We start from the raw sequence: 19,661 nt of genomic DNA, 5'->3' as shown, positions 1-19,661 counted from the left end.
ACATCGCGCCGCGCATGTCGTAATTTTGCCAGTCCCCCATTGGCTTTCTGTCAAAAGAAGTAAAATTGCGGCGGGCCGCGGACTGGAAATAAAGGATCCCCCATGTCAGACGAAGACGAAATCATCCTGTCGGAACTGGACGACGAAGAACTGGTTCAACAGATGTTCGACGACCTTTATGACGGTCTCAAAGAAGAGATCGAAGAGGCTGTTCAAATCCTGCTGGAACGCGGTTGGGAACCTTACGACATCCTGACCAAAGCGCTGGTGGGCGGCATGACCATCGTCGGTGCCGACTTCCGTGATGGCATCCTGTTCGTACCCGAAGTGCTGCTGGCAGCCAATGCCATGAAGGGTGGTATGTTTATCCTCAAACCGCTGCTCGCAGAAACCGGCGCACCGCGCGTCGGCAAGATGGTGATCGGCACGGTCAAGGGCGACATCCATGACATCGGCAAGAACCTCGTCGGCATGATGATGGAAGGTGCAGGCTTCGAAGTGGTCGATCTGGGCATCAACAATCCGGTCGAAGCCTATCTCGAAGCGTTGGAAAACGAAGGTCCGGACATTTTGGGCATGTCGGCCCTGCTGACCACAACAATGCCTTATATGAAGGTGGTGATCGATACGCTGGTCGAACAGGGCAAACGCGAGGATTACATTGTTCTGGTGGGCGGCGCGCCACTGAACGAAGAGTTCAGCAAAGCTATCGGCGCCGACGCTTATTGCCGCGACGCCGCCGTTGCGGTGGAAACAGCCAAGGATTTCATGGGCCGCAAACACAATCAGGCCTGAGGTCGGTATCTTGACCTGCATCCCAGCCCCGCCCTTACCGGCGGGGCTTTTATTTTGCGTGCCGACACCCCAGATTAGGATCAAAGAGGAGTGACCATGCCACTTGACCGTATTGTCCTGATCATCGTTTGCGTGATCGCCGCCGCCGCTGCGACCATCTGGCTGTCCGTTCTGCTGCTGGCGACGGTCACCGTGCCCTCTGTGGCGCTTGCGCTGATTCCCGTTGCCCTGCTGGCCTATGTGCTGGTCCGCCTTATCCGCGAACGCGTCGGCAACAAGACCGAAGACCATTATGACGGAATGGACCACTGATATGTTGATCTCGACCTCGGAAAACATCGCCCAGCACCAGATCGCCGAGACATTGGGCATCGTACGCGGTGCCACGGTGCGGGCCAAACATGTGGGCACCGATATTGTTGCCGCGCTCAAACAATTGGTGGGGGGCGAGTTGACAGGGTATTCGTCGCTGCTGGCCGGGGCACGTGAACAAGCACTGGACCGGATGATCGAAGACGCCCGCGCCCAAGGGGCGGACGCCGTTGTGGCGGTGCGAATCCAGACGTCGACCATCACGCGCGGCGCATCCGAAATCCTCGCCTATGGCACGGCGGTGCGGCTTAAACCTTTGAGCGACTGAGCCAGACCATCACGGCCACCATGACGATGCCATACAGAACATGCCCCACCAGCGCGACCCATGTGATGCCCGTGAAGTTCAGGAAAAACGGCAACCCCGCAATCGCGGTGATTCCACCAATGGCAAAGACCCACAGACCAAAGCCATAGAGCGTTGCAGGTACAAGCCAATGCACATCGGTACCAATCACACGGTCCCACAGGGGTTTGAACACAAACAACCACCCCACCGGATAGCCAATCAATCCGACCAGATAGAAATGCATGAAATAACCCGCAAAATCGCCATTGGGCAGTCCCAGTGCACCAAACAGGCTTTTGGCCAGTCCGTGCGGCGACAGGTTGGCAAAGCCCAATCCGGGGCTGACCACCTGCCCCCACAGGTCAAAGGCCATCGTGGCGAAACATCCCGAAATGAACATCAGCCCCAGCGTTGCCGTGTTCACTCCCGCTTTTTGTGTGTAAATAGTCATTTCGTCCCATCCTTGTGTGAAATGTCGTATCTGTCCCATGCAGATAAGAGGCATCTGTGCCACAGTGCAATGACACCGACATGGCCCACACGCATTGGTTAGAATTGTGACAGAACGCGCCCGACCCCTGCCGGACCTCGACCAGTTGACCGAATCCGGTCTGCGGGCCAAAGGCGCGGGATCCATCCTGTTGATCGCCTGCGGTGCGCTGGCGCGCGAAATTCTGGACCTGAAAGACGCCAACGGCTGGACCCATCTGGACCTGACGTGCCTACCCGCCAAATACCATCTTTACCCTGACAAGATCACCGCAGCCGTGCGCGAAAGCGTCGCCAAGCATCGCCAGAATTACGACAGCATCTTTGTGGTCTACGCCGACTGCGGCACCGGCGGCCAGCTTCAGGCCGCCTGCGCCGAGATGGGCGTCGAGATGGTCAAAGGTCCACACTGCTACAGTTTTTTCGAAGGAAACGAACGCTTTGCGCGACACAGTGAAAGTGAAATCACAACCTTCTATCTGACCGACTTTCTGGTTCGCCAGTTCGAGGCCTTCATAATCAAACCGATGGGGCTCGACCGCCATCCACAACTGCGCGATATGTATTTCGCCAATTATGAAAAACTGGTCTATCAGGCACAAACCGACGATCCGGCCCTGACCGAAAAAGCGCGCGCCGCCGCCGATCGCCTTGGTCTTGCATTCGAGCGTCGTTTTACAGGCTACGGAGACCTCGCCACACATTTGGCAAAACTCTGAATTTCTTTTGGCCCGAAATATCCCGGGGGTCCGGGGGCTGGCCCCCGCCTAAGCCGCAGCGGCGACCGCGCGAATCCGTTCGATCATCGCACGCAACCCGTTCGAGCGCTGCGCGGACAAATGATCGTTCAGCCCCAAACGCTCCAATTCGGCGCGCGCGTCAACGCCCAGAACCGCGCTGACGGGCATGTCATTGTACAGCTTGCGCAGCACCGCGATCAGACCGCGCACGATCATCGCGTCGCTTTCACCGTCAAAACGGAACACACCGTCGTCGATCTGCGGGTGCAGCCAGACCTGACTGGCACAGCCGTCCACCTTGGTGGCTGGCACCTTCAGCGCGTCGTCCAGCGGGTCCATCGCCTTGCCTTGTTCGATGACATAGCGATAGCGATCTTCCCAATCCTCGAGAAACTCGAAATCTTCTACAATTTCTTCAAAGGCGGCTTGAGCCATGAAAAACACCTCTCTGGTTGCCTCAGGGAGGTAAGACGCCTCTGGCCAAAGGTCCACCCCCCGCGCATGATGCTTTTCAACGCAGCCCCGATGGGCTAACACAAGCCAAACAACAGGCAAACTGATATGCGTCTTACACTTTCCGCCCTTCTGATCTCATCCATGGCCCTTGGAGGCTGTGCCATTGTGCGCGACAGCCGCGTCAATCCGTTCAACTGGTTTGGCAACTCGCGATCCGAGGCGGTCGCGCCCGAGGCCAGCACCAACCCGCTGATTCCAACCGGTGGCGTGGGGCTGTTCCAGCGCAACCGTGCCGAACGTGTGGTTTATAAGGGCGAACCCATCGACACCGTGTCCGATCTGGTGATTGAACGGGTACCTGGGGGGGCAATCATTCGTGCCTCTGGTGTGGCACCGGTTCAGGGCCTGTACGAGGTAAAGCTGACGCCCGAAAACGAAGACGACGAAGCCGTGGATGGCGTGTTGTCCTACCGGCTGGAAGGGCGTCTGCCCGAAAAAGCCCGCGCTGGCGGGTCCGAGTTAACGCGCACCGTGACGGCAGCCCATGCGGTGACCGACCAACAGTTGCGCGGAGTCAAAACCATTCGCGTAGTGGGTGCGCGCAACGCGCGGACGTCACAACGCTAGGTGTCGGTGTAACGGGGGCTCTGCCCCCGCCCTTCGGGCTCCCCCGGGATATTTTCAAGCCAAAGAAACAGAGTTGACCAGCCTGCGCCCGCGCGGCATCAGTCCAGTTCGACAACGCGTACCGTCTGACCTTTGGCCGCAAGGGCAATTTTGCCGTCGCACAGACGCAGGGCGTCCTTGCCAAAGACCTCTTTGCGCCAACCGGACAGTGCCTGCACGTCGCGCAGACCTGCGGCAATGGCATCCAGATCGGCGGCCGGTGCGATCAGCTTGGCCGCGACACCCGCGCTTTCGGTTTTCGCCTTCAGCAAGACACGCAGAAGATCAGCCAACGCCGGGTTCACTTGTAGCTTTTCGCGGCTGTTATCCGGTTTCGGCAGTTTGGACGCATCGGTGTCCACGCCGCGTTTGACAGCCTCAAGGATACCATCTGCAATCTCGCCCCGCCGCGCTTCGCGCAGCAGCAGGCGGGCGCGGTTCAGTTCCTCGAGATTTTGCGGTTTGTTGCTGGCCAGTTCAACCAGCGCGTCGTCTTTATAGACGCGGTTGCGCGGGATGTTGCGCTCTTGGGCATAGATTTCGCGGAAGGCGGCCAGTTCACGCACGATGCCAAGGAACCGCGCACTGTTGGTGCGGGTTTTTACCCGCTTCCACGCCTGATCGGGTGCGACCGTATAGGTTTCGGGTGACAGCAGAATTTTCAGCTCTTCCTCGACCCATGCGCTGCGTCCGGTTTCTTCCAGACGCGCAGCGAGGAATTCGTAGATCTGGCGCAGGTGCGTCACGTCGGCCAGCGCATAGGTTTTCTGTGCGTCAGTCAGCGGGCGGCGCGACCAGTCGGTGAACCGTGAGGTTTTGTCCAGCGGTGCTTTTGCAATCTTGCGTACGAGGGTTTCATAGCCCACCTGTTCGCCAAAACCACAGACCATTGCGGCGACTTGTGTGTCGAACAGCGGCGTCGGAAACACGCCTGCATCGACAAAGAAAATCTCGAGATCCTGACGGGCGGCGTGAAAAACCTTGACGACCGAGGTGTCACGAAACAGCGCGTAGAGCGGTTCAAGCGACAGGCCTTCGACCAGCGGGTCCAGCAGGACCGCGCCCTCGTCATCGGTACCGGGCATCGCCAGTTGAACCAGACACAGTTTCGAATAATAGGTGCGTTCTCGCAGGAATTCGGTATCGACAGTCACATAAGGATGTTTTGCGGCCTCTTCACAATAGGCAGCAAGCTCTTCGGTCGTCGTCAGTGTTCTCATCGTTGGGTCTTAACCTTATGTCCGGACTGCGCGGGTTTTGATTGACTACACCAAAGGCCAGGGCAAGACCAGAGAAGTCAAAGATCGAGCCGCGCGGTGTCACCGGATGCAAACCGGCGCAACACCGCGGGATAGAGACGGTGTTCCTGTTCCAGCACCCGCGCTGCCAGCGCATCGGGCGTGTCACCGGTCAGGATCGGCACGGTCGCCTGACCCAGAACGGGGCCGTCGTCCAGTTCCGGCGTGACCAGATGCACCGTGCAGCCATGCGTGGTATCACCTGCCTCGATCGCGCGGCGGTGGGTGCGCAGACCGCGATACTTGGGCAGCAACGAGGGGTGGATGTTCAGCATCCTGCCCTGCCACGGGCTGACGAAACCGGCTGTCAGAACACGCATAAAACCTGCCAGACAGATGATGTCGGGTGTGTGTTTGGCCAGTGCGGCATCCAATGCGCCCTCAAAGGCTGCACGGTCTTCGCCGTAGGGGCGGTGATCCACAACTTCGGTGGCGATCCCCTGTGCGCTGGCCCAAGCGATGCCGCCGGCATTTTCATTGTTCGACACCACAACCACGGGGCGTGCGGGGTGGTCGCCGGTCATGTCCTCGACCAGTGCGCGCATGTTCGATCCGCCACCCGAGACAAAAATCGCGACGCGCTGCGTCACACCAGCGATCCAGAGTATGTCACTTCGCCTTTACCTGCCACCACATGGCCCAGCGTAAAGACGGTTTCGCCAGCAGCCTCAAGCAGCGGCACCAGCGTTTCGACCGCATCTGCATCTACCACAACGACCATGCCGATGCCCGCGTTAAAGGTTTTCAGCAGTTCGGCCTGCTCCATGCCGCCATTGTCGACAAGCCAGCGAAACACTGGAGGCAGTGCCCATGCGTCAAGGTTCACTTCGCAACCCAGCCCCTCGGGCAGAACGCGCGGCAGGTTTTCGGTCAGACCACCGCCGGTGATATGCGCCAGACCGCGCACACCGCCCGCGCGGATCGCCTCAAGCACCGATGTAACATATAGCCGCGTGGGCATCAGCAGCGCAGCGCCCAGCGTGCCCTCGTCCCACGGGCAGGCATCGTCCCAGCCGAGACCGGACAGTTCGACAATCTTGCGCACCAGCGAAAAGCCGTTGGAATGTACACCCGCCGACGTAAGGCCCAGCAGCACCTGCCCCTCGGCGATGCCTGCGGGCAGTTCGTGGCCCCGTTCCATCGCCCCTACCGAGAAACCGGCAAGGTCGAAATCACCCGCCGGATACATGCCCGGCATTTCTGCGGTCTCGCCGCCGATCAGCGCACAGCCCGAATCCTTGCAACCAGCGGCGATGCCTTCGATGATGCGCGCAGCCTGATCCAGCTCCAGCTTGCCCGTGGCAAAATAATCAAGGAAAAACAGAGGCTCGGCCCCTTGGCAGACCAGATCGTTGACACACATGGCGACCAGATCAATACCCACACCGTCCACGTTGCCGGTGTCGATGGCAATGCGCAACTTGGTGCCCACACCGTCGGTTGCCGCGACCAGAACCGGATCGGTGAAGCCCGCCGCCTTGAGGTCGAACAGGCCGCCAAAGCCGCCCAGTCCCGACATCACGCCGGAACGTTGCGTGCTTTTGGCGGCGGGTTTGATCCGTTCGACAAGCGCATTGCCTGCGTCGATGTCCACGCCGGCTTCGGCATAGGTGATCCCGTTCTTCGGCTCGGTCATGGCAGTGGTCCTTGGCAAATGCGACACTTTGGACGTGGGGTTAGAACATCCCGCGCGCGCGTGCAACGCTCTCTCTTGACGAAGCGCGCGCGGCGACATACCCAAACGCGCAGGCGGGCCTGTAGCTCAATTGGTTAGAGCAGAGCGCTCATAACGCTTTGGTTGCGGGTTCAAGTCCTGCCGGGCCTACCAAAATCAAGATATTTCAATACGTTATGAGTGATTGGCCGCGGTGGTTGGCGTGAAACGCAACCCTGTGCGGAGGTATGCCTGCGGCCTGCCGACTCGTTTTGTCAGTCAGAACCGCACCAAAACCCGACGCGCCTCAGCGCGGGTGGGACAGTACGTTAACCAGTTTCCCCGCCGGATCGCGCAGATAAAACCGGCGCACACCCCACGGTTCGTCAATCAGGTCGTATTCGATGGGGTGCCCAAGACGTTTGGCGCGCGCATAAACAGAATCGACGTCATCCACCTCGACCGAGATATCGGGAACCGCAGTGCCCGACCCGCCTTCGCTGGCGATGCCGATCTGGGTCTGTGCAAATTCGTCAGAGGCCAGAGTGACAATCCAGCCGTGATCCATCACCACTGTCAGGTCGAACAGTTCGGCATAGAACGCGCGGATTTCGTCCACCGACTGCGCAGCGATGTTTGTTACGATACGTTTGACTGTCATGGCTTGCCGCCTCCTAGCGTGCGATTACAATATCCGCCTGCAACCCGCCCAGACGTTCGCTGTTGCCCAGGCGCAGCACGCCGCCGTGGGCGCGGGCGATGTCGGTGGCGATGGCAAGGCCAAGGCCCACGCCGCCGCCCTTATCCTGATTGCGCGCAGGGTCCAGCCGCGTGAACGGGCGCTGCGCATCGGCGCGGCGGTCTTCGGGGATACCAGGGCCGTCGTCCTCGACACGAAAGCGCAGGGATTTTTCGGTCAGAACCACGCTGACCTCGACCTTGGCCCCATAGCGCACTGCGTTGTTGATCAGGTTTTCGACGGCGCGGCGCATGGCGACAGGGCGCAGGTTGATGGTGCCCTCGCCCGTGGCCGTCACCAGTGTGACGGGCCGCCCTGCCCTTTGTTGGTCGTCCACAATGTCGCGTATCAGCGCCAGCGGGTCGATCTTTTCGGGCTCACCTTCCTGTGCGCCTTTGGCAAAGTTCAGGAATTCGTCGATCATACTTTGCATCTGGTCCACGTCCTGTTCCAGTGCCTCGCGGTCCTCGTCATCCAGCATCGACAGCGACAACCGCATCCGCGTCAGGGGCGTGCGCAAGTCATGGCTGACACCCGACAGCATCAAAGTGCGCGTTTCGATCTGCCGTTCGATCCGGTTGCGCATGTCGACAAATGCCGCGCCTGCTGCGCGCACCTCGGTGGCACCGGCGGGTGTATAGGGCACATGTCGCCCACGGCCAAAGGCCTCGGAGGCGCTGGCCAGACGTTTGATCGGGCGCAATTGGTTGCGCAGATAGATCAACGCGATGATGGTTATCAGGACGCTGAAAAATATCATGTTTACAAATAGCTGGTGCGGATTTGCCGCAGAAACGCGACGCCGGTCGAAATCCAGACGTACCAGACCGGTGTCCATCTGCACATAAACATGAACCCGCTTGTCGTTGGTCAGATCAACCGCCACCGCACCCGGCACACGTTCGCGCAACCGCGCAACGACAAAACCACCCGACAGGTCCTGCCAGTCCCAGCTGTCCTGCGCGGGTGCCGTGTCGACGGCTATTGCGTAAATCTCAAGCTGGGGCACATGCGCCTGCACCGTCTGGCTGATCAACGCACGAGATGGCGCGTCGGCCACGGTGTCCAGCACCAGTTCAATCTCGCGTCCGGCGGCATTGGTCATCTGCGCGGTGACCCCTTCGAAATGGCGCTGGGTGAACAGAACCGACACGACAATTTGCACGAAAACCACCGGCAAAAGCAGGATCAGCGCGGCACGGCCATAAAGGCTGCGGGGCATATAGTGTTTGAGCCATTCAAAGGACATGTCTAAACCCTAGCGGTGAACCGAAGCGGATAGAAGAGCCCAGCCATGATGCCACCCGATGATTTTGATCCTGTAATCGGCGTAGCCGAGACGCTGGAACCCGGATTGCGCCGGATCGTGGCGCCCAATCCCTCACCGATGACCTATCGCGGCACCAATACCTATCTTGTGGGCACGCGCAGTTTGGCGGTGATTGACCCCGGCCCCGAGGACGAGGCGCATTTGCAGGCGATTCTGGATGCTGTTGGCCCCGATCAAAGCATCACGCACATCATCGTCACCCACACCCATCTGGACCACTCGCCCCTTGCCCGCCCGCTGGCGCAGCGCACCGGCGCGCCGGTGCTGGCTTTTGGTGATCCCGATGCAGGGCGCAGTGCTGTGATGGCCGAACTGGCCAAGGATGATCTGGTGGGCGGCGGCGAAGGCATCGACACGACGTTCACAGCGGATGTGGTGGTGCCTGACGGCACAGTGATCGACGGCGACGGCTGGGAGCTGGAAGCGATCCACACGCCCGGTCACATCGGCAACCACCTGTGTCTGGCATGGGGTGACCTTTGTCTGACAGCCGATCACGTGATGGGCTGGGCCTCGTCGCTGGTCTCGCCCCCTGATGGTGATCTGACCGACTTCATGGCGTCCTGCGCGCGGCTGCAAGCGCGCGCCTGGCGTGTGTTCTATCCCGGCCACGGCGCGCCTGTGACCGACCCCGCTGCGCGTCTGGACTGGCTGGTTACCCATCGGCTGAGCCGCGAGGCGTCGATCCTGTCCCATCTGGCCCAAGGCCCTGCCACCGCCGCAGATCTGGCCGCCGCAATCTATACCGAAACCCCGCCCGCCCTGCTGGGGGCCGCCACCCGCAACGTGTTGGCACATCTTGTGGATCTGACCGGAAAAGATCGCGCAGCACCACTGGGCCGGCTGTCCGCCAACGCCGCATTCAAAGCGCTTTGATAGCGCAGTCCGGAAAAGTTGATTTTTTCAGTAAAACCCTCTGGACGGCTGAAATCACTGTTGCTATACGGCGCGAACCGTTCCGACGTAGCTCAGCGGTAGAGCAGTTGACTGTTAATCAATTGGTCGTAGGTTCGATCCCTACCGTCGGAGCCAATTAATTCAAGGGCTTAGCGCAGAGCAGCGCTAGGCCCTTTTTCTTTTGGGGAACGAGGTTGTTTTACGATGACCGACGAAAGCCCCGACATCAGCATCCATGAAATTCATCCAGCACCTGATGGCTTTGGTTTTTCGTCGGGTTAGACAATAGCGACGAAGAACCCAGCAGTACTGGGCGGGCGAAGCCGCGTTCCACCTGGGGCCTGTGGTGGACCGGTTAGCCGACTATCTGAAGCAATCTGGAAATCTGTTCATGGATGAAACATCTGCTCCGGTGTTGGAAACGGTCCGCGACAAGGCCAAAACGGGCTACCTGTGGGTGCCGACCCGCAGCGCACCGCTGGTGGCGGCCTTCGGCGATTGGTTGCAGGTCGAAAGACGCAATATCTCCAATAAATCCCGGCTGAGAGAAAAGCTGACCTGCATCCATAGTCACTGGAATGGGCTGCAGACCCTTCCGACTGACGGCCGTGTCGAGACTGACAGCGACCAGGATCGAAAACCTGATCCCACCAATCGCAAGAACACTCTTTTTGCAGGCCATGACGAAGGCGGTATCGTTTGGGGTCGCATCGCCTCGCTGATCGAAACCTGCAAGATCAACGGCGTCAAACCCTTCGCCTACCCAAAGACCAAACGGCAAGCCATTGCCGCCTACCACCCGAAAGCTGCATCGACGATCTGCAGCCGTGAAACTTCGGCCCGTCAAGCTGAACACTCGGTGCCACCCAGCTAATGTTTATCTTGTTTTGGATCATCCATCACAATCTTGCGCTGCATCAGGCGTTGATAGAGCCTCGGCGAGGCGCGCATAATCAACGAAGCAAGCCGCGAAACGCGGCCAACCGGTATAAACTCCCGCCCCGTTTCAGCGCCTTTCAGGATCACTTTGGCGGCTGTTTCCGGTGACATATAATCGATCCCGTCCGCCGCCGAACCGGGACGCACAATCTTGCCATCTGTGCTGTTGGCATTGCCGATATTCGTTGCCACAAAACTGGGCGCCGCGATGAGGCAGCGCACGCCATACGCACGCTCCTCCGAGCGGAGTGATGAGAAAAAGCCCTGCATAGCGTGTTTTGACGCCGCATAGGCAGTGCGACCATGCAAGGGTGCAAAACCGGCGACAGAAGAGATGGCAAGGTGTGTTCCCCTGCTATCACGGATTGGCTTCAAAAATGCGCCCGCCATAGAAACTGCGGCGAAATAGTTGATTTCAAAAATCCGGCGATGGCTTGTGATGTCAGCGTTCGCAAAAGTGCTAATCTGGGACACGCCAGCGTTATAGATCACCATGTCGATCGAAGGCCGCGCAGCAATAATCTGCGACGCTGCCTGATCCAAAGCCTGAATGTCAGTCAGGTCAACGGCGATTGGCGTACAGCTTTCCGATGCATCCAGCCCGCTAATGTCGATGTCCATCAAAACACAGTGCCAGCCCCGATCTTCCAACCCGGCGGCCAGCGCCCGCCCTAACCCGCCGTTTCCGCCAGATATGACAGCGGTCTTCATAGTCCCGCCCCGTCTTTCCACAGATCGAATACCTCGGCGGAGGTCAGTTCGGGGCTATATCCGAACACATGCTTCAGGCGATCATTATCGAGAACGGGCCGATACTGCAGAAACCGGACCTGTTCCGGTCCATACCGTGACAACCCAAGCGGATGCGCGACCGCCAGCGCCGCTTTCAGTGCCCAAGCCGGAAGGCGCAGAACCGGCTTGCCAAGTGCCTTTGCAAGGTCATCGACCGACAACCAGCCATCGCCTGCCACGTTGTAGATACCGGCAGGGCCCGTGGTCGCGGCACGTTCCACGATACGGGCAAGGTCTTGGGTCCAGATGAAAACGAATGGGCTGTCGCTGTTCCTGATCGCCAGCAACCTTTTGCGACGGAAAAGAGCGGTGATCTGGTTGTCGGTACCCGGCCCAAGTACGGTCCCGACACGAAGGATGACTTGGGCAAGATCCGGATGGTCCCGCCGGGCATCCGCCAGCATCTCTTCGACCTGACGCTTGTGATCGGCATAGGCAAATTCCGGGTTGCCACGGCAGGGAGTGTCTTCTGTTATCGGAACAGGGTTGTCGGGGTGATAGCCATAGGCGGCGCCGGAACTGGTGACGACCAAACGCTTGACCCCATGCGCCAGACAGGCCGCCAGAACGTTGCGCGTGCCGGTAACATCGACGGCAAAAGCCTGTTCGCGTGTCATCCCGGACGGCGGGGTCACGATGGAGGCAAGATGGACAACCACGTCGGGCTGTTCCTCTCCGATTACGGTGTCGGGGTCGCTGCCTGTCACATCCATGCGCCGGAATTTCATGCCCTTGGGCACATTCGTACTGGCAAGGTCGGTAACAACGACATCCTCGCAGGCCAAGGCCTTGACCAAAGCGTGCCCAACCATGCCTGCCCCACCAGTGATCAGGATACGGGTCATCGCCGCGCCTCGGTGCGGGACATGATCCAGGCAAGCACCAGTCCTGAAATTGCATGCCAGATGCCCCAGAATGCCGCGACGATCGCCATTCCGCCCAGCCCCCCGAAAAAGCCAAAGATCAAAACCAGTCCAAGTCCGGAATTTTGAATACCGGTTTCGATGGTAACAGCCCTGCGATTGAAGGGGGTCAACCGCGCAAGGGTTGCAAATGCATAGCCACCGCCAAGCCCGATCGCATTATGGGCTATCACCAATCCGGCGATGCCTCCGGCGAAAGCCACGAAGGTGGGCCAGTTCGCAGCAAGAGCCAGCACAACAAAGCCTACGAATATTACCATCGAAATCCACTGTAACGGCCTACGCAACCGTGCGGTCAGGTTGGGATGTCTGGTGTTCAACGTCACCCCAAGGACCAAAGGCAGGATAAGCATAAGGCCAACCGTGATCGCGATGCTCACCGGATCTATTGCCGTGGTGCGCAACAGACCGGCAGACGGTGCATAAAGGCTCCCCCAGAATGCGATGTTCGCAGGGGTCAGCAAGATGGCTCCGACGGTGGAAAAAGCCGTCATCGACACCGACAACGCCGCGTTCCCTCCCGCCCGGTAAGTGATGAAATTTGATATATTCCCGCCCGGACAGGCCGCCACCAGAATAAGCCCCAGCGCGACGGATGCCTGCGGTTGCACCACGATCACCAACAGATACGTCAGGAAAGGCAATAGCAGGAATTGTGAAAGCAACCCGACCACCAATGGCTTGGGCGCCTTGGCAAAAGCCCGAAAGTCGCTCGGTCTAAGATCAATGGCGATCGAGAACATCACCACCGCCAGAATACCGTTAAGCAACATCAACGATCCGGCAGAGAACTCGACAACGGCTTCGTCAATCATGACCGGCCACCGGTCAGCTTTCTGGTCCACTGGGTCACCGCTTTGCGGTATGTGGCTTTGTCAACGTAATAGGCCATGCGCGGCAGCTTGATATAGTTCATGCCACCGGTTGCACGCTCAAAGCCACTCGCCTTGGTTTTTTGCAGCGCTTTCGCAGCGTTGGACCCTTGCCGCAGCCCCTTGATATAGCGCACAACCATCTCGGCCTGTTCGTGTCGCCCCTGCCAACCAAGCCCCGAAGCCTCGACCATCCCCAGCACGAAGATATCATCGCGCTCCGGATGCATGCAGTTAAGGTAGAGATGTGGCGCGTCGCCTTGCCAGTTAAGAAGCGCATTTTCGATAAAAGGATAGTCGAGTTTATACCCCGTTGCAGCAAGTATGATATCGTAGTCCGCGCTGCTGCCATCCTTGAAATGCACAGTGTTGCCGTCAAATTGGTCGATATCGGGTCGGACCGTCAAATCTCCGTGCCCCGCATGGTACAGCACCAGAGAATTCACCACCGGGTGGCTTTCGTAAAGCTTATAATCCGGCTTGGGAAAGCCGTACTTTTGTGGATCTCCGACGAACCATTTCAGAATTGCTCCATCCACCTTCCGCTTGATTGTCATGGGCAGTTTTATAACCCCGCCCATCGTGTCGGCGGGTTTGCCAAAGACGTATTTTGGCACAAAATAATATCCCCGCCGCATCGACAAATCGCATGACACTCCGTGATGGATCGCGTCCACCGCAATGTCACAGCCAGAGTTCCCTGCGCCAATCACCAGCACGCGCTTTCCATCGAACTGGCTGGCGGACCTGTATTGAGATGAATGGATCAGTTCCCCGCTGAACGCACCCTTGAATACGGGCATGTTTGGTGTGCTAAGCGTGCCATTTGCAATCAGCACGCCGGAAAACTCCTCTGCGTGCTCGCCTTGTTCGTCGCGCCATGTCACACACCACCCCTCACCCGGTCCGCCAAGTGGCTCGCAGGACAGAACTTTGGCTTCAAACCGGAAATGTCGGTTCAGGTCAAATTTCTCGGCGAACGCTTCAAAGTAGCGCTTCATTTCCCGGTGCGAAGGGTATTCGGCGGCTTCTTCCCGCATCGGGAAGTCCGCGAATTCGGTCATTTTCTTGGATGAGATCAGATGAGCAGACTCGTACATCGTCGACAGAGGACCGTCGATGTCCCACAGCCCGCCTACCCCGGAATGCAGCTCGAAGCCCTGAAATTCTATGCCATTCTGAGACAGTAGCTTTGCAGCCGCCAAGCCCATTGGTCCCGCCCCGATCAGGGCGAACCGTTCATGTGCGCCTGTCATAAATTCCTCCCATATTACTTTTTAAATTGAACAAATGTTCTAAATAAGGCAACATCAAATAATGAAAGGAAACCAAGGTACTGACACCAAAAGAAAAAGAGCGCCTTCCAAGCGGTCTCTTGCGACACGCGAGCGTGTTCTTGACGCGGCGGAGTCGGTATTTGCCAACCGCGGATTCGATGGGGCAACGATCCGCGATATCGCGACCGAGGCTGGCGAGCCGATCGGCACGATCCACCATCACGGTGGCGGAAAAGAGGCCCTATTTCACCAGACCGTGGCACGCCGCGCAGAAGCCTTGTCGCGCGCGCGTCTGGAGGCGCTCGAACAGGCAAAGCGCACAGGTGTCCCGACCCTGGAACGCGTTCTGGATGCCTTCATGCGGCCCTTTTTCGCGCTGTCTGCAGAAGAAGGACGTTGGCGCAATTATGCACGCCTGATTGCGTTCGTGTCGGTGGATGACCGCTGGCGGGAAATTTCAGCGCAATATTTTGACCCGACCGCAACCGTTTTCATCGGGGAAATCCACGCAAGGCTGCCGCATATGTCCAAACAACAGGTGGCCGAAGGGTTTGTTTTTTCCGTCTCAGCCATGCTTGCACTGCTGACTTCCAGAGATCGTATCTGCGCCTTGGGCGCGAGAAGATCGACAGAGGATGTTCAGTTCGACCACCTTGTTCGCTTTTGCGCTGCTGGATTTGAGAGCTGAAGCTGGCACAATCAAGATCTCTGCGTCGTCTTTCAACATGGCGGAACAAGATTTTTATTGATCCCCATGCCGCTGCGAAAGACAGCTTTCACATTGCGGTTGTGCATCGTGTGGTATTTCTGTTTGAAGAGTGGCAGGGCGGGACGGAACTGGCATTCACGATATAAACACCAAGGCGGCTGCACTTAGAGAGCAGACAGAAATCACGGGCTCTGATCACGCTTGGCGTCATCATACGGCGTTAGAAAAACTCAATATCACATTCTGAAAGTAGGTAACTCCGAAACCCATCGACGATAAACTTCGCCGTTTAACTTTGCCGGGAGAAATGTACTTCTGACTTGCACCGAACTCTATGTCTTTTTTCCAGCCAGCAACGTCCAGATGCGTTTGTAGAGAGTGATAGACCACACCATCAGGCGTTGTTATCGAACAACCATATTCGGACGCCCCGCCTTTGCGTGCATTTGGTGGATCGCTTGCTGTTGTTAGTCCGTTGAACTCTTTTCTTGGCGATATTCCGACTGGAACTTCAAAAAATGAGATGGCTATTCTTTGTGTCTTTCAACACATCAACGCCAATTTCAGCCCCAGACCGGACCTTAGTGGCCAGAACTTTTTCCACGATGCTCTTCATAGCTTGTTCCGTAACTATCCGGCTGACGCTCTCGCTCGGATATTAAGAACAGACTTTCGTACGCCGCGCAGCATCTGTCACCCTAGCCTTCAATTCTGCCATTCACCGCGTGGCGAACCAACGCCCGCCCCGTATCCCTCCGAGGGCAGGTCCATCCCGCCCCCGCCTCATATATCCTGGCTTCAATTCACCGGCGTCAGCAGGTCATTCCCCGCCAGATGCGCCGCCACATTGTCGCGCTGCAGCTTGGCCATTGCCGCGCGGGTTTCATGCGTGGCCGACCCCTGATGCGGTTGCAGCACCACGTTGTCCAGCTTCAGAAAACGCGGGTTCACCTTCGGCTCTCCCACGAACACATCCAGACCGGCACCGGCGATTGCACCGCTTTCCAGCGCGTCCAGCATCGCCTCTTCGTCGATGGTGGTGCCGCGTGAAATGTTGATGATAACACCGCGTTCACCCAGCGCCGCGATCACCTCTTTCGACACATATTTCTCGGTCTCGGGGCCGCCGACCAAGGCAATGAACAGATAATCCACGGCCTGCGCCAGTGCCACCGGATCGGCATGATAGGTCCAGCCCGGCGTGTCTTTTTCCGACCGCGCGTGATAGTGGACTTCGGTCTTGAACGCCGCCAGACGGTCAGCGATGTCGCGGCCGATACGGCCCATGCCCATGATGCCCACAGTGCCGCCGCTGACCTTGCGGTTCAGGGGCGCCGATCCCTTTTCGGCCCACGATCCGTCGCGCACCCATGCCTCGGCCTGTCGCATTTCGCGGGCCTGCATCAGCCACATGGCAATCGCCAGATCGGCCACATCGTCGTTCAGCACGTCGGGCGTGTTGGTCACCTTGATCCCGCGCTCGGACGCGGCACCGACGTCGATCGCGTCGTATCCCACACCAAAATTCGCAACCACGCCAAGGTTCGCGAACCGGTCCATTTCCTCGGCACCAAAGGGCCGGTGCCCCTTATAGGCAATCGCCCTGACCGCAGCACAGGCGGTATCGTCCAGCGCGTCCAGTTCGGCGCGGGTGCCGATAAATGTCGGTTGCAGTTCCGCTTTGAACGCTTCGCGCTCGGCTTCGGTATAGGGCCCGACGGCAAGGATGGCAGACATGGTGGCAACTCCTGAGGTGTAATTTGGTATACCAACGTGTCGCGACAATTCCCGCCCATGTCAACCGCGTGTCACGGCACCCTCAAAGGTATCCAGCGCCGCGGCCAGTTCGGGATGATCCGCCGCATAGGTCCGCACATTGACCCCCTGCGCCTGTGCTGCCGCAGCCTGTCGAAACGCGGCAATTCCCGCCGCAGGGCCATCGGGATGGCTCATGATACCGCCGCCCGCGCACATCAGGAAATCATCATTGCCCAAAGCCTGCGCACTTGGCGCCACCTGCCACGGCGTCTGCCCCGATGAAAACACCGGCAAGGCGCCATGCGCATGGTCCACCGATACCGGAGCCTGAACGCTGCGCGCTGCCTCGATCACCACGGCGTCGGGTTCGGTAAACTTGCTGGCCAATCCGTTCACATGCAAATGATCCGCCCCCGCCAGCCGCCACAGTTTTTGCATCGCAGGAAACGCGATGCCAATATGCGGCGAGCGGGACATCAACCCCCACCCGTTGCGATGCGCGTGGATCGGCAGCGGCGAACGATCCCGCACCGCCCGCAATCCGGCCAGCCCGATCGAATTCAGCGACACCATCGCACAACTCGCGCCCAACCGCTCCAGCATCTCCAGATGCCGCCACATATCGGTGATCTCGTCGGTGATGTTGAACGCATACATCGCCTTGCGCCCCGTCACCTGTGCGGCATCGTCCAGCACCTGCATCACCAGCCGTGCGCGATCCGACAGCGGACAGGCGGGGCCATTGCCCTGCAATTCGTCATCCTTGATGAAATCAATCCCCGCCCGCGCCAGATCACCGGCCAGCGTGGCGGTTTCTTGCGCGCTCAACCCCACGCTCGGCTTGACGATGGTGCCGATCATCGGCCCCGATGCCACCCCCATCAGCGCCCGCGTGCCCGCAACGCCGAACTGCGGGCCCGGACAGGCGGCGGCAATGCTGTCGGGAATGTCCAGCGACAGCAGCCGGATCGCTGAAACCTCGGCCAGTTCGAACAGGTTTCCCGCCACCGTGGCCAGAATATTAGGCAGCGACGGGCCGAAGGTCTCGACCGGCCAGCTGAGCGTGATACGCCCCTGTTCATAGCGGTCCGCCGCAAGCCGACAGGGCAACGCCGGATGGTCGGCAGCGCCGGTGACCTCGACCGCTTCGACCCGCGCGGCAGAGCGTGTGCGCAAATCATCGGTTTCGGACGCCAGCCGGATAAAGGTTCCAGTCGACTGTTCGCCCGCTATCACGCCCGCAGCACGGGCCACGCCCACGGGGCTTTCAATTTCATATGTCGCTTGCAACCGTGTCATCGCGCGCCGCCTCCGTCCCGAACCCATCCAAAATAATCGCGGCTGCCCATCTGCCCGCCCTTCAGCGCCAGATGCAGCCCGTCCATCGCACCCGTCGCATGGGCCCGACAAATCGCGGCCCCCGCAATCGTCGGTGCCACCGCCGTCAGCGCGTCGATGCCTAAAGCGGTGCACACATGCCCCGAGGTGTCACCCCCCGACACCACTGCTCGGCCCAGCCCACCGCGTTCGATCAGCGCGCGCAGAACCCGTCCCAGTGCTGCGCCAATACGGTCGTTGACCGCAGGCAAATCCGGCCCCGCCGCCATGCGCAGGGCCGCAACAGCCGGATCATCCGGCCCCTTGGCCGTATAGATCAACGGCACTTGTCCAGCATCCAAAGCGGCCAGACCCGCATCCACGGCTTCCTGTTCGGCGCGGTCCAACCCGCCGCCACAGGCCGCCAGCACATCAAACGCAATTCCCGCAAAGCCGTTGTCGCAAGCCCATGCAATCTGGTCCGCCGTCGTGGGCGACACCGAACCCGAAACTACAGCCATCCGCGCAACCCGCCCCAGCCCCGCAACCGGCGTGGCCGCAGGCAACCACCCCTGAGCCCGAAAATACGCAACCAGCGCATAGGCCGTGCCCTGCGATCCCACGACAAACCGGTGCGCGCTGCGGTTTTCCCACAACAACCGCCCCACGGCGATCTCATCCGCCGGGCCGATCATATCCACCGTCACACCTTGCCCCGCGACCAAGGCCGCATCGGCCCGCGCCGCATCATACAGCACCTCAAGGTCCAGACAGCCCAGCGGCATATCCGTCTGCGCCGCCAGATGCCGCGCCACGTCGGCCTCGTGCATCGGGGTGACCGGATGGCGCGACATCACCGGATGACGGTCCAGCCGGAATACCCCCGCCTCTGTCCCCGCAAACAACTGGCCAAAGGCCTGATACCGCCGCATCTGCGGTGCCGCGACCACCACCGGAACCGCTCCGCCAAACTGTGCCTGCCCGATCTTCATTGCCCGCCCGATGCTGCCCACATGCGGGGCGGAATCCAGCGTCGAACACACCTTGTACTGTACCAGCGCCGCCCCCGTTGCATCCAGAGCGTCATACAAGGCGGGCAAATGCGCCTCCATCCAGTCAGGCGATTGCGTCCGCGCCATGCTGGCGATCCCGATGCCCTTCAGGTTCGGAAACTGCGCCAGACGCGCCGCATCAGGGGGCGTCAGGAACAGCGTCACCGGCAGCCCCGCAAAAGCCAGAACCTCCATCACTGCCGCGGCACCGGTGAAATCATCCCCCAGCCACGCCAATACCGGACCATCCAGGACTTGACCATTCATCGCTTATCTCATCATACCAGTTGCAGCACC

21 protein-coding genes, 2 tRNA genes and 1 pseudogene are annotated in these 19,661 nt (G+C 59.5%); 10 read left to right on the top strand and 14 right to left on the bottom strand.

Translation table 11 applies throughout. The features are described from left to right. Positions 1 to 102 precede the first annotated feature (102 nt). The 3 genes from SULPSESMR1_RS06975 to SULPSESMR1_RS06965 all read left to right on the top strand — a co-directional run bounded on the left by SULPSESMR1_RS06975 (position 103) and on the right by SULPSESMR1_RS06965 (position 1,435). Positions 103 to 795, top strand: a complete 693-nt coding sequence (locus tag SULPSESMR1_RS06975; protein WP_089420172.1) for a corrinoid protein — start codon at positions 103 to 105, stop codon at positions 793 to 795. Between the two features lie 96 nt (positions 796 to 891). Further along, on the top strand, positions 892 to 1,107 hold the full coding sequence (locus tag SULPSESMR1_RS06970) for a hypothetical protein (RefSeq protein WP_089420171.1): 216 nt from the start codon (positions 892 to 894) through the stop codon (positions 1,105 to 1,107). Beyond that, positions 1,088 to 1,435, top strand: a complete 348-nt coding sequence (locus SULPSESMR1_RS06965) for a YbjQ family protein (RefSeq protein ID WP_250161471.1) — start codon at positions 1,088 to 1,090, stop codon at positions 1,433 to 1,435. The genes SULPSESMR1_RS06970 and SULPSESMR1_RS06965 overlap by 20 nt, the downstream gene beginning before the upstream one ends. On the opposite strand, the gene SULPSESMR1_RS06960 is transcribed toward SULPSESMR1_RS06965, so the two are convergent. After that, entirely contained in the window at positions 1,416 to 1,907 is a 492-nt protein-coding gene (locus SULPSESMR1_RS06960) for a hypothetical protein (protein WP_089420169.1), read from the bottom strand. The two genes, SULPSESMR1_RS06965 and SULPSESMR1_RS06960, sit on opposite strands and share 20 nt — an antisense overlap. 106 nt (positions 1,908 to 2,013) lie before the next feature. On the opposite strand from SULPSESMR1_RS06960, the gene SULPSESMR1_RS06955 reads away from it, so the two are divergent. Next, positions 2,014 to 2,664 (top strand): DUF1638 domain-containing protein, encoded by a 651-nt coding sequence (locus tag SULPSESMR1_RS06955; RefSeq protein WP_421086499.1) that lies wholly within the window; start codon positions 2,014 to 2,016, stop codon positions 2,662 to 2,664. Between the two features lie 48 nt (positions 2,665 to 2,712). Here the strand turns inward: SULPSESMR1_RS06955 and SULPSESMR1_RS06950 are convergent, their stop codons facing one another. Further along, complete coding sequence (locus SULPSESMR1_RS06950; protein ID WP_089422191.1) at positions 2,713 to 3,120, bottom strand: SufE family protein; 408 nt, start codon at positions 3,118 to 3,120, stop codon at positions 2,713 to 2,715. Positions 3,121 to 3,246: 126 nt separating this feature from the next. On the opposite strand from SULPSESMR1_RS06950, the gene SULPSESMR1_RS06945 reads away from it, so the two are divergent. Then, positions 3,247 to 3,768: a hypothetical protein gene (locus SULPSESMR1_RS06945; RefSeq protein WP_089420168.1), complete on the top strand. Its 522-nt coding sequence runs from the start codon at positions 3,247 to 3,249 to the stop codon at positions 3,766 to 3,768. 98 nt (positions 3,769 to 3,866) lie between these two features. On the opposite strand, the gene rnd is transcribed toward SULPSESMR1_RS06945, so the two are convergent. The 3 genes from rnd to purM form a co-directional block, all read right to left on the bottom strand. Further along, entirely contained in the window at positions 3,867 to 5,027 is a 1,161-nt protein-coding gene (gene rnd, locus SULPSESMR1_RS06940; RefSeq protein ID WP_089420167.1) for a ribonuclease D, read from the bottom strand. A gap of 77 nt (positions 5,028 to 5,104) precedes the next feature. Next, entirely contained in the window at positions 5,105 to 5,695 is a 591-nt protein-coding gene (purN, locus tag SULPSESMR1_RS06935) for a phosphoribosylglycinamide formyltransferase (RefSeq protein WP_089420166.1), read from the bottom strand. Further along, positions 5,692 to 6,741, bottom strand: coding sequence for a phosphoribosylformylglycinamidine cyclo-ligase (purM, locus tag SULPSESMR1_RS06930; protein ID WP_089420165.1), 1,050 nt, complete (start codon positions 6,739 to 6,741; stop codon positions 5,692 to 5,694). The genes purN and purM overlap by 4 nt, the downstream gene beginning before the upstream one ends. 115 nt (positions 6,742 to 6,856) lie before the next feature. On the opposite strand from purM, the gene SULPSESMR1_RS06925 reads away from it, so the two are divergent. Beyond that, positions 6,857 to 6,933 (top strand) — tRNA-Ile (locus SULPSESMR1_RS06925). 133 nt (positions 6,934 to 7,066) lie between these two features. Here the strand turns inward: SULPSESMR1_RS06925 and SULPSESMR1_RS06920 are convergent. Then, positions 7,067 to 7,420, bottom strand: coding sequence for a VOC family protein (locus SULPSESMR1_RS06920; RefSeq protein WP_089420164.1), 354 nt, complete (start codon positions 7,418 to 7,420; stop codon positions 7,067 to 7,069). A 13-nt stretch (positions 7,421 to 7,433) separates the two neighbouring features. Continuing rightward, entirely contained in the window at positions 7,434 to 8,747 is a 1,314-nt protein-coding gene (locus SULPSESMR1_RS06915; protein WP_089420163.1) for an ATP-binding protein, read from the bottom strand. Between the two features lie 45 nt (positions 8,748 to 8,792). Here SULPSESMR1_RS06915 and SULPSESMR1_RS06910 point away from each other — a divergent pair, with 45 nt between their 5' ends. The 3 genes and pseudogenes from SULPSESMR1_RS06910 to SULPSESMR1_RS06900 form a co-directional block, all read left to right on the top strand. Continuing rightward, on the top strand, positions 8,793 to 9,704 hold the full coding sequence (locus SULPSESMR1_RS06910) for an MBL fold metallo-hydrolase (protein WP_089420162.1): 912 nt from the start codon (positions 8,793 to 8,795) through the stop codon (positions 9,702 to 9,704). Positions 9,705 to 9,785: 81 nt separating this feature from the next. Then, positions 9,786 to 9,860, top strand: a tRNA-Asn gene (locus tag SULPSESMR1_RS06905). A 157-nt stretch (positions 9,861 to 10,017) separates the two neighbouring features. Then, positions 10,018 to 10,556: pseudogene (locus SULPSESMR1_RS06900) on the top strand (IS66 family transposase); the annotation flags it as partial. A 39-nt stretch (positions 10,557 to 10,595) separates the two neighbouring features. Here the strand turns inward: SULPSESMR1_RS06900 and SULPSESMR1_RS06895 are convergent. Genes SULPSESMR1_RS06895 through SULPSESMR1_RS06880 form a run of 4 tightly spaced genes read right to left on the bottom strand, consistent with a single transcriptional unit; the run spans position 10,596 to position 14,462 of the window. Then, positions 10,596 to 11,375 (bottom strand): SDR family NAD(P)-dependent oxidoreductase, encoded by a 780-nt coding sequence (locus tag SULPSESMR1_RS06895; RefSeq protein WP_089420161.1) that lies wholly within the window; start codon positions 11,373 to 11,375, stop codon positions 10,596 to 10,598. Then, positions 11,372 to 12,301 carry an SDR family oxidoreductase gene (locus SULPSESMR1_RS06890; protein ID WP_089420160.1) on the bottom strand — a complete coding sequence of 310 codons (930 nt, stop codon included), beginning with the start codon at positions 12,299 to 12,301 and terminating at the stop codon, positions 11,372 to 11,374. The genes SULPSESMR1_RS06895 and SULPSESMR1_RS06890 overlap by 4 nt, the downstream gene beginning before the upstream one ends. After that, entirely contained in the window at positions 12,298 to 13,194 is an 897-nt protein-coding gene (locus SULPSESMR1_RS06885) for a bile acid:sodium symporter family protein (RefSeq protein ID WP_089420159.1), read from the bottom strand. The genes SULPSESMR1_RS06890 and SULPSESMR1_RS06885 overlap by 4 nt, the downstream gene beginning before the upstream one ends. Next, the gene (locus SULPSESMR1_RS06880) at positions 13,191 to 14,462 is read right to left on the bottom strand and encodes a flavin-containing monooxygenase (protein ID WP_240311303.1); all 1,272 of its coding nucleotides are present in this window, start codon (positions 14,460 to 14,462) and stop codon (positions 13,191 to 13,193) included. Before SULPSESMR1_RS06880 ends, SULPSESMR1_RS06885 begins: the two co-directional genes overlap by 4 nt. A gap of 106 nt (positions 14,463 to 14,568) precedes the next feature. Between SULPSESMR1_RS06880 and SULPSESMR1_RS06875 the strand changes: the two genes are divergently transcribed. Continuing rightward, entirely contained in the window at positions 14,569 to 15,216 is a 648-nt protein-coding gene (locus SULPSESMR1_RS06875) for a TetR/AcrR family transcriptional regulator (protein ID WP_089420157.1), read from the top strand. A gap of 819 nt (positions 15,217 to 16,035) precedes the next feature. Here SULPSESMR1_RS06875 and SULPSESMR1_RS06870 read toward each other — a convergent pair. From SULPSESMR1_RS06870 to SULPSESMR1_RS06860, 3 genes are read right to left on the bottom strand one after another with little or no spacing between them, the layout of a single operon-like run. Beyond that, positions 16,036 to 16,974: a 2-hydroxyacid dehydrogenase gene (locus SULPSESMR1_RS06870; RefSeq protein WP_089420156.1), complete on the bottom strand. Its 939-nt coding sequence runs from the start codon at positions 16,972 to 16,974 to the stop codon at positions 16,036 to 16,038. A 60-nt stretch (positions 16,975 to 17,034) separates the two neighbouring features. Beyond that, the gene (locus tag SULPSESMR1_RS06865; RefSeq protein WP_089420155.1) at positions 17,035 to 18,294 is read right to left on the bottom strand and encodes a ribulose-bisphosphate carboxylase large subunit family protein; all 1,260 of its coding nucleotides are present in this window, start codon (positions 18,292 to 18,294) and stop codon (positions 17,035 to 17,037) included. After that, complete coding sequence (locus SULPSESMR1_RS06860) at positions 18,291 to 19,631, bottom strand: four-carbon acid sugar kinase family protein (RefSeq protein WP_089420154.1); 1,341 nt, start codon at positions 19,629 to 19,631, stop codon at positions 18,291 to 18,293. The genes SULPSESMR1_RS06865 and SULPSESMR1_RS06860 overlap by 4 nt, the downstream gene beginning before the upstream one ends. Between the last annotated feature and the right edge of the window lie 30 nt (positions 19,632 to 19,661).

The sequence above is a fragment of the Pseudosulfitobacter pseudonitzschiae genome, from assembly GCF_002222635.1.
Classification (GTDB): Bacteria; Pseudomonadota; Alphaproteobacteria; order Rhodobacterales; family Rhodobacteraceae; genus Pseudosulfitobacter; species Pseudosulfitobacter pseudonitzschiae_A.
Note: the sequence above shows the minus strand (reverse complement) of the source record. Positions and strands in the feature narration are given on the sequence as shown.